At 68.2% G+C, this 242-nt stretch carries 1 pseudogene; it reads right to left on the bottom strand.

Annotated features, from left to right (window positions below):
• Positions 1–242, bottom strand: a pseudogene (locus tag KVT32_RS31245) (nitroreductase family protein); the annotation flags it as partial.

Below are 242 nucleotides of genomic sequence, written 5' to 3' on the forward strand. Positions count from 1 at the left end.
CATGGACGGCATGTCGCCGAAACCGGCTTCGTGCGAGCCGAGCGGCATCTGCGCGCGCAGCTTCCAGTAGGCGGGGACGTACCACTCACGCGCCACGGCGGCGACGATCAGCGGGTTGTAGTGCTGCAGGCTGGCGCCGACGCCGGCGTTGGCCGACGCGGTCCAGACGGAAAGCTGGGCCATGCCGCCCCACTGCTCGGACCACACGGGGAAGTTGTCGGCGTACAGCGCAAACTTTTCCT

Origin of the sequence: Achromobacter sp. GbtcB20, assembly GCF_019091095.1 — a bacterium.
GTDB classification, from domain to species: domain Bacteria; phylum Pseudomonadota; class Gammaproteobacteria; order Burkholderiales; family Burkholderiaceae_B; genus Achromobacter; species Achromobacter mucicolens.